The 9,299-nt window shown below is 44.6% G+C and carries 5 protein-coding genes; 1 reads left to right on the top strand and 4 read right to left on the bottom strand.

Annotated elements, in window-relative coordinates:
* Positions 1-46: 46 nt before the first annotated feature.
* On the bottom strand, positions 47-1,612 hold the full coding sequence (locus MHM99_RS13110; protein WP_239219656.1) for an FAD-dependent oxidoreductase: 1,566 nt from the start codon (positions 1,610-1,612) through the stop codon (positions 47-49).
* A gap of 447 nt (positions 1,613-2,059) precedes the next feature.
* On the opposite strand from MHM99_RS13110, the gene MHM99_RS13115 reads away from it, so the two are divergent.
* Positions 2,060-4,534 (top strand): vitamin K epoxide reductase family protein, encoded by a 2,475-nt coding sequence (locus MHM99_RS13115; protein ID WP_049587399.1) that lies wholly within the window; start codon positions 2,060-2,062, stop codon positions 4,532-4,534.
* A gap of 224 nt (positions 4,535-4,758) precedes the next feature.
* Here MHM99_RS13115 and MHM99_RS13120 read toward each other — a convergent pair whose 3' ends face one another.
* From MHM99_RS13120 to MHM99_RS13130, 3 genes are read right to left on the bottom strand one after another with little or no spacing between them, the layout of a single operon-like run.
* Complete coding sequence (locus MHM99_RS13120; protein ID WP_239219658.1) at positions 4,759-6,912, bottom strand: hypothetical protein; 2,154 nt, start codon at positions 6,910-6,912, stop codon at positions 4,759-4,761.
* Positions 6,913-6,942: 30 nt separating this feature from the next.
* Positions 6,943-7,803, bottom strand: coding sequence for a hypothetical protein (locus MHM99_RS13125; RefSeq protein WP_239219660.1), 861 nt, complete (start codon positions 7,801-7,803; stop codon positions 6,943-6,945).
* The gene (locus MHM99_RS13130) at positions 7,800-9,161 is read right to left on the bottom strand and encodes a hypothetical protein (RefSeq protein WP_239219662.1); all 1,362 of its coding nucleotides are present in this window, start codon (positions 9,159-9,161) and stop codon (positions 7,800-7,802) included. The genes MHM99_RS13125 and MHM99_RS13130 overlap by 4 nt, the downstream gene beginning before the upstream one ends.
* Positions 9,162-9,299 lie beyond the last annotated feature (138 nt).

Raw genomic sequence — 9,299 nt, forward strand, 5'->3', positions numbered from 1 at the left:
AGCGCGCCATTACGCGCTTTCTCGTCACCAAATCAAAGCTTGTTAATTAGGCAGCTTCAAGTTCAGCTTTAACCGATGACAGCGCAACATGGTCGTCCATCTCAATAATCATTTTTGCCATGAGCTGCGGATAACCTTTAGCCAGAGCAGCAATTTCCTTACCATCTTTGCGAAAAACTGCGAGGTATTGTTCGTCTTCCGGTGTGCCCACCGCTTCGATTTCGTCCCACTCTTTTGCGTGGCCTACGTATTCAAACTTTACATCAAATTGCTGTGTCCAGAAATAAGGTGTGCGATCAAATGCTTTACGTTCGGCAGGGTAGGCTAGGCTCGCGAGTATATTTTCTGCTGCGCAACGACCATGCTGCTGGGCTAGTCGCCAGTGCTCAATGTGCATTTCTTCGCCATTATACGGATAACTGGTAATATCACCCACCGCATAGACATCTTCAGCAGCTTCAAGGAATTCGTTCACTTTCACCAATCCCTGATGCGTTAATGTAAAGCTATTGAGTAAATCTTTATCAGTCGTTATGCCGGTAGCTAGCAGCACCAGATTGGTTTCCAACGTTTCGCCACTTTCCAGCTTCACTGCGGTTACTTTTTCAGTACCATGAAATCCACTTACTGTGCCCTCGACAAACTCGACGTCATGCTTCTCGTGTAAATCACGGAAATACTGCCCGATTTGGGTTCCAAATTGTTTTTCAAACGGCACCGCATCAGGTGCGATAACCTTTACCCGTATATTGTCGCTACGCTGCTTTAATGAAGCGGCCACTTCCAGACTAATAAAACTGTTGCCAACAATGGTAATATTGTTCGTGTTTTCAACGTCAGCTAATAGACGTTCCACATGCTCAATATTTCGAAGCGTATGGATCCCCAACAAATTAACGCCGGGTAAATCCGGCCGTATGGGGATCCCGCCTGTGGCAATAAGTAATCGATCGTATGTCAACGATTGACCATCATATAGCTCAATTTGATGGGCGGCAGTATCAATTCCGGATACTTTAGCCACTAGGCGTGTAACTTCTGTGATATCCATGTCGTCTTGATTAACAAGGGGGTCTACCTCATCAGGTTCCATGTCGCCCGCTGTCACAGCTTTGGTAAGCAGTGTTCGGTCATAAGGTGCATCTGCTTCTGGATCAACAACAGTGATCCGACCGTGGTAACGATTGTTCACCAGACTTTGCAGAGCGGCAGCGCCTGCTGCGCCAGCGCCGACAATCACAATATGAGAATGTGCGTTAACTGCAGTTAATCGGTTTTGTCGTTTATCGGTGCTGTCGGTGGCCTGTTCGGGATCCACAAGTACCTCGCCGTCACGTATTTCAACCGCATACCGAGATAATCCTGTTAGTGCAGGTGGTTCGCATACATCAGCAGAGGCGATATCAAAAGTGCCTTTATGCCATGGGCAAACCAACTTGCCTCGACATACTGCACCATCTTCAAGAGGCGCACCTTTATGAGGGCAATCGGCGCTGCTGGCATAAACGTTTTCACCGTCACGAATGAGAAGAATTTCTGTATCGTTAAGGGTAACGCGTTTAGGTTTGAGGTTTTCAAGGCGGTCTGCAGGACCGGCTGAGATAAATGACATGAGAGGCTCCTTATCCAAATGGGCGCCGACACCGTGTGCCAGCAAGGAAGTATTGCGAGACTCTAGACCATCAAGTTTTATTCCTATTTGCGCATTGAAAACATTAAATTTCATTTTACGGTCGTGCAATCTTACTTATTCAATTAAAATCATTAGCCTATGGCATTTATTAACCAACGCGGTGTGGCAGCAAAGGCTCCTTGCATGATGGCTCCCCAAACCAATCGTGTTTTTACTACAAAGTATATTCCTGTCGTTCGCAAGTTTTACACTGTCCCGCCGCATTATCGATTATCAAGCAGACGCGGCGCGTTTCCCTAAATTGCCGAAGTTGATTAGATTTTGTCTATTTTCATCGTTTTCTCTCTGTCAATGACCCGAAACGCGGGTTGATTCGTTACTCAATAGTAACCCTCTTAATTTTAGGTTTCTGGCAAGGACTTATTGATGGCACAACAAGCAGCAGAAAAGCGGATTGTTCTGATAACTGGTGCATCTGGCGGCGTAGGCAGTGCACTTTGTGAGGTGCTGAAAAAAGATTATCACCTTATTGGGTTGGATTTGACACCTTGCGAAAGTGCCCATGAAAGTTACGAGTGCGATTTTACCTCCAAAGACTCCATTTCCCTTGCGTTGTATAAAATTCATGAAAAACATGGCGGTCATATTGCCTGCGTGATTCACCTTGCCGCCTATTATGATTTCTCGGGCGAAGACAACCCCTTGTATGAGGCTCTCAATGTAAAGGGAACGGCGGATTTTCTAACCGAACTGCAGCGCTTTGATGTGGATCATTTCATCTATTCCTCCACCATGCTCATTCATCGGGCAGGGGTCCCTGGAGAAAAAATCACCGAGGACACGCCCATTGAGCCCGGCTGGACCTATCCGCAGTCTAAAGCCGATGCCGAAGAAGCCATTCGCAGCCATCATGGCAAAATTCCCTATACCCTGTTACGAATGGCTGGCTTGTACGATGACCACACCGCTGTTCCCACTTTAAGCTATCAGATCGCCCGCATTTACGAGCGGCAATTTAAGAGTTGGGTGTACTCGGGCGATAAAATGGCCGGACAAGCTTTTTTGCATAAAGACGATATGGTGTCATTGTTTACCGAGCTGGTTGAAAAGCGCCATGAAGTGCCCAAAGAAAATGTACTATTGGCCGGCGAAGACAGCGTAATGGGTTATCAGGCGCTGCAAAATCGAATTGGTCATTTGATTTATGGTGAACGAGAGTGGAACACCATCGAAATACCGGAGTATGTTGCTAAACCTGGAGCTTGGCTGGAAGAAAAAACCGAGCCGGTGGTACCTGACGCCTTTGATCATGGTGAAAAGCCGTTCATTAAACCATTCATGATTGATTTATCAAGTGATCATTATGACCTTAATCTCAGCCGGGTAAAGGAACAGTTAAATTGGCGACCACAGCACCACATTTATGATGCACTGGAACGGTTAATTGACAATCTGAAAAAAGATCCGCCAGGTTGGTATAAAGCCAATGGCATCACTTTGCCAGACTGGATGCAAACGGCGAAGGAAAAAGAAGTTAACGCCAACGCAATTCGTGAAAAGCACGAAGATCATTATCGTGACGCCCATAGCAACTTTATTTGGGCCCACTTTATGAATATCGGGTTGGCGTTCTGGTTGTTAACCGCGCCATTTTTGTTGGGGTATGAAAGCCGCGCAATGACGATTAGTGACATGGGGTCGGGACTGGCACTGCTGGTGTTTGCCGGTTTAAGTCTGTCATGGCGAATGAGCCAGGCTCGCTGGGCCGCGGGAATTGTCGGATTTTGGGTGCTCTCGGCACCGTTGGTGTTCTGGGCTCCTACGGCGGGGGCCTATCTGAACGGCACGTTAGTGGGCATGCTGATTATTGCTTTTGCCGTGTGCTCGCGGCCAACGCCCGGTGTATCACTAATAGCGGCGGAGACCGGCCCCAATATTCCGCCCGGTTGGGAGTTTAATCCGTCAAGCTGGGTGCAACGGATGCCTATTATTTTGCTCGCATTTGTAGGTTTTTTTATTTCACGCTATTTGTGTGCCTTCCAGTTAGGACATATAGACGCGGTATGGGAACCGTTTTTTGCAGGCGGGGGCGGTGACCCGAAAAATGGCACCGAAGAAATTATCACATCTGAGGTATCTGAGGCGTGGCCGGTTCCCGACGCCGGGTTAGGTGCTATGACTTATGCGCTGGAAATTCTTACCGGCCTGATGGGGTCAACCCGCCGCTGGCGCACCATGCCCTGGTTGGTAATGCTGTTCGGCATTATGATTGTGCCATTAGGCGTGGTGTCGATTTTCTTCATTATTATTCAGCCCATCGTTATTGGAACCTGGTGTACACTTTGCCTGGTTGGTGCAGCAGCCATGCTGATTCAAATTCCTTATTCGCTGGATGAGCTGGTGGCAACTACTGAATTCTTATGGCGTCGTAAAAAGCAAGGTCGCCCATTGCTACGTATTTTCTTTACCGGCGATACTGATACAGGAGCCTGGGAGGGTGATGAAAGAGAGTTTGAACGGGGCCCCATAACAGTATTTAAAGACATGATTGCAGGAGGAGTTACTTTGCCCTGGAATCTTGCGCTCTGCATTCCTGTCGGAGTTTGGCTTATGTCCACTCGTTTGACGCTGGGGACCGAGGGCAGCACGGCTAATGCTGATCATGTGGTGGGAGCTCTGGTCCTGACAGTCGTTGTTACTGCTACTGCCGAGTCTGGGCGCATGGCACGTTATGCGCTTGTTCCTCTAGGCCTGGCATTATTTACCACGCCATTTCTGCTCGGTGCCCCTCTGGTTTCAGTTGTTTCAAGCTTGCTATGTGGCGCATTGCTAATTGGGTTGAGTTTACGAAAAGGTCATATTAGAGCAAGCTACGGGAAATGGGATAAATTCATTGTTTAGGAAAATAAGAGGGCTTCTTCAATCAGGTTATCCCTCTTGTCGGCAAAAAGCATGGATAATAAGCTGCTCCCACAGGTCGCGCTAGAGGCATGTAAATGAATAAGTCTGTTTACGTCAAAATCGCTTGGAAATATACCGGCAGTATCCCTTGGTAATCACATCATTACCTCTTATCACTTACCAATTTACGAAACTCAAATCGCCAAGACGAATGAACAAAAATTTCAAAAAGACTGACTTGCCGAGTTACAGCGCTCTTCAATGATCTTGGCCTTTTTGTTAATAGCATAAAGATGGAGCACATACTGAAGAGCATTTGAAGATTGCGAAGAGTCTGGAGGTATGCCTCCTTTGGTTATCTTTACAGCATCTAACTTCAAGAAGTAAAGCTTGACTTGACCGTCTGGAAATTTGAACCTGTCTCTGACAGTTTTGGCTGAGATGAACCCGTTAACTCCTTCTGACTCTATCCATCTGCTTAAAACTGGGAGCATACCTTCAAGTGGAACAAGCTCAATTAGCCATCGAGCCATACCAACAATTGGAGATAGTGCTATTAAATAGCGTTCAAGTTCATCAGTACTTCGAAAATTGACGTAATTGTGCCCATGTTGTTTGTTTTCGAACAAATAGTTTGCCGCCCAGCGGATCTCCGCAGCCTTGTCTTCAGGCAAGGTCGAAAGCCTTTTGCTTATCGTAAAGCAATCGGTCATTTCTATTGCGCTATTTACCATCGGAGGGGTTAGCTTTTTTGAGCCTGTTGGATAGAGCCTGCTTTGTCCTCGTTTAGTCCAATATTTGTTGTGCTCTTTAATTTTTTTCGCAGCTAAGACGACCGACTCAGCCCATGAGAAGTTTTGAGCAAGTGATGTCGCAATAACACTTATTTCCACTCCTCTATCAAATTTCCGCAGAATTTGGTCACATTCAGAAAGTAAGTGATTTTGATTGTTAATTTCAAATAACTTGTTCACAGATGTTACCTCCTTTTCGCGTGAGCCAACCTTTTGTATGTACTTTAAGTGATGGTCAAGCATACCTTTCATGAAACAATCGGAGATTTCCGTTTTATCGCTTTGGTCGTTAGTTACCATTTTCTTCCATCGGTCCGCTGTTGATGGGCGTACATTTGTCAAATTCGCCCAAAAATTAATGTCGTATTTTGAAACCTCAACATAACCTGCTTCGTGGATAAGTAAGTCAGTAAAATGGCAATACGTTGATAAAGTTGTGTTCGGAGATAAATGACCTGCCAATGCGCTTAATTGGTAAAAGTCGTCTTGAGTGTTACCGTTGAGTAGCACGTCTTTGATTCTGCTCGCATGCTCATGAGAGTAAGGCGTGAGCCTCGTTAATGATTTATCTGAGCCAAACAGGACAATTGTGAGATATGAAATAAGCGAATGCCTTAATTGGTACATGGGGCAGCTGCACGCCATGTAGGCTGAAAGTGCTGAGCTCACTACCTTAAAAATGGCATTAATATTGAAGAGACGGTCAAAGCGGTGATCAGATGAAAACAGCAATCGGTTGAGCGAATTCTGTGTTTCTTGCTTTCTGTTGCTACAATACGCGAGCAACAAGTTTCGTTCGTTCTCCTTAAGCAAGGCCGAAAGAGGGATTTTTCGATAACCTGAATAGCTTTTCACCGAGTAATATTCGTTTGCTCTGACGGTTATGGTAAGAAGGTTTACCGTGTTCAAGTCTGATTGCTTTAGCTTAACCACTTCAAACGGTCTAAGTCCTACTCGTCTCATAAGAATGAGCATAAGATGAAGCTGCTTTATTGTGTGCGGCGATTCATTTGGAAACAGCTTAGGTAGGTCTTCAATGAGTTGCAGGAAAGCGGTTTCGTTAACAGTAGTACTTCGAACATGCGCTTGCTGCCGACCAGATGTTTCCATATTTTCGGGAAGCGGTAAGGAATAGGAAGAATTGATAAAAATGAAAAATTTGTTGAGGTCATCTATGGCGCGCTGATCTCTTTTCTCTCGTAAGTTAACGAGTTCGGAATAGACCTCTGACATTGCCCCTTCATCGTGAGAAATTAAATCGCATTGTCTTGTAACTTGAAGCCATGCTCGACCGATGTTTGATATAAATCGTAGAGCTGTAGATGGTGCTTTCCAGCTCCCTTGGTTAAATTCACTGAGTATGAAATCAGCCAGAATTACTTCAGGAGAAATGTCACTATCCAGTTTGATTATCAATTGTTTTAGCGACTTTTTTACGTCTACCGCATTTCGCTTTCTTCCATATTCATCTGTTTTTCGAGTTGATTGACGCAGTTCTGCCAAAAAAATTTTTTCATAATAAGAGTTATGCTCTGTGGACTGCTTTTCACGTGAAGAAGTTAATACGCCACTACTTTCGGACATTTCTATGAACATTGGGCGGGACGCAATAATTTAAGACATAGCAGAATGATCGGAGCAGCTCGTTATTTTACCTCGTATGGTTGCGCCCAGAAAAGCAGGGCAGCTGTGTGTATGAAGCCGTTCAAACACAAGAGAAAGGCCGTGAAGCCACGAATCGCTTTTGAAAACGTTAACCGATGCATCAGGTAGCGTTCGATTTAAAAGGTCTTCGATATAACAGAATGCGTTTTTCTGCAATGGCAATATGCTTTTGCCGCACTTTAAAACGCCAACAAGTGCTGCAAAAGAAATTGGGTCTGGATACCAACTTCGACTTGTAAATCTATTTTCGTCAATTACGTAATTCGTTGGATGCGCTTCAGAATTAAAGATAAGATGAACAGACAGATAACCATGGTGATAGGTTATAAATTTGTTCTTATCTTCCAATTTTGCGGCAAGGGCATCTAACATCTCATGATTGCAGAGTCCGCCATGAACTGTGGACAAAAAAAACAACCACTGTAATCTGAGCTCTGAAGCTGGAACATAGGTAGTTTCAATTTCATGCAGAACTAAGTGGTAAGCTTTTATCAGAAGCTTGAAACATGCCTCCGCACTGCTGTCAAATGTAGTTTGCCTTTGAGGTTTAGTTCTAAATGGTCGACCAATCAGTCTCTCATGGAGAACCGACTTAAGGATTGTAGTCCTTTTTGATTTGCCCATTCTGCAATCAATTTCATCGAATAGCTTTCTCAACTCCTCAGTTTTATTCTCATGTGTAGCATCTTTCCAATAGTCTCGCTTGGTCAAATCCGCTATCAATTGATCGGCACAATACTCAGCCTGTCTTTTAATTGGCGTTCCAGTCGTCAGCTTGTATTCTTCGATAGCGGAATATTGTGTAATCATTGAAACACCTGGTTAACACGTATTAACGGAACTGAGAATTCATGTACAACCATCTCTATTTCATCTCGGACCTCATAGAGCCATTCAAATGAAGCGCAAGAAAAACGCGAAAATGAGTGTTCAAGCGGACGGTGATGCCCCATGTAAGCAGCAATTTTGTGGCGGCAAACTCCTCTATTTACCAACTCGGTTGCTAAAGTATGGCGGTGCCAGTTCAAAGGTAGAGGAAGATCGTCTCTGAACAAATTCTTTAGGTATGACTCTGTTACAGGTGAAAAATCTTTACCACGCCAACTGTGAAAAAGTGGCTTTTTGCTGCGTAAAATCGCCTGTATGCCCTCTGCTATTTCAGGAGAGCGTAGTGCAATCTTAGAAGCGAGTAGAGTAAGAAACTGAACATACTCAGAAACAACAGTTTTTCCCAGTTTTCCGAGTGGTATTATTCGGGTTGAGCTTGGCCCCTTATCAGTAATCTGAAGGTACTCATAATCATCTGTAAAGCGATCGAGCTTTTTAAATGGTGACTCGCACGGTCGATGAAGCGTTAGCAATTGGAGGAGTTGCAAGATGTAAGCTGAATACCAAGTAAAGAGTGCTTGCGGACGATTGAACTCAATACTATCTTCCAGCTGCTCTGTAATGAATGAGAAAGCTTTTTTTACACCTTTTGCATTCAAAGCCCATTTTGAGCCGAACCTACCTGAAACCTCGAGTAAGCCGACTTTTTCAGGAGTCTGGCAAATCCAAGCAACGTATTTAGCGTGCTTTTCTCTGATTGATTTCGTTTGAAAATTCACATAATAATGTTGCATGTGAACGTCTTTATCAGTGGACTGGATAAAGTCCATTTCAAATGAATTAAGGTCGAAACGCTTACCTTCAAATCGAATTACGTTTTCCAAACGCCGCAACGTAATCTTTTCATGAGGAGGGGATAGCTCAGAAAGTAATTGCTTCAAGCCCTTCTCAATTTCAGCAAAAGCTGGTCTGGAATCCCTGATTTCTTCAAGCTGCCTTGCAAAGGGAGCTGGGATAATAATAAATGCATTTTTAGAACTGTGATGAAACGAATCGCGCCAACCCAACGGAACTACGGTTGACTGAAATAACCATGTCGAACCCAAGAGTCCATTTCCCGTCGGATCCAATCTGAGATGCACTGTATCACTCAATAAAAGTTGAAGGCTTCGTCCGCTCAGCAGAATGCACATCCCCATACATGCAAGACTATTGTGGGCATTGGCTACAAAGTACCGGGCAACAGATCTAATACTATCTTCATCAATCCTGGTCGGCTGGGAAGTCAGTTTTTTTATATTCCGTCTGGCGTGTTCTACACCGTAACGCTTCTTAGTCATATTCATGTGCCTTGAGAATCCGATAAGCTGGTATATAACGTGACGTGGTCAACCAAAATCACACAACCCAGTTAAGCCGCTTTTTGTAAGTTAGCCATGTCAGCCTCATATTGATTTGGACTCTTGTAATCCAGATAT

Source organism: Alteromonas sp. MmMcT2-2 (assembly GCF_022348305.1).
GTDB classification, from domain to species: Bacteria; Pseudomonadota; Gammaproteobacteria; order Enterobacterales; family Alteromonadaceae; genus Alteromonas; species Alteromonas macleodii.

Coding starts and splice junctions, on each gene's coding strand:
- MHM99_RS13110 (WP_239219656.1), bottom strand. CDS start 1,612: ATGTCATTTATCTCAGCCGGTCCTGCAGACCGCCTTGAAAACCTCAAA.
- MHM99_RS13115 (WP_049587399.1), top strand. CDS start 2,060: ATGGCACAACAAGCAGCAGAAAAGCGGATTGTTCTGATAACTGGTGCA.
- MHM99_RS13120 (WP_239219658.1), bottom strand. CDS start 6,912: ATGTCCGAAAGTAGTGGCGTATTAACTTCTTCACGTGAAAAGCAGTCC.
- MHM99_RS13125 (WP_239219660.1), bottom strand. CDS start 7,803: ATGATTACACAATATTCCGCTATCGAAGAATACAAGCTGACGACTGGA.
- MHM99_RS13130 (WP_239219662.1), bottom strand. CDS start 9,161: ATGACTAAGAAGCGTTACGGTGTAGAACACGCCAGACGGAATATAAAA.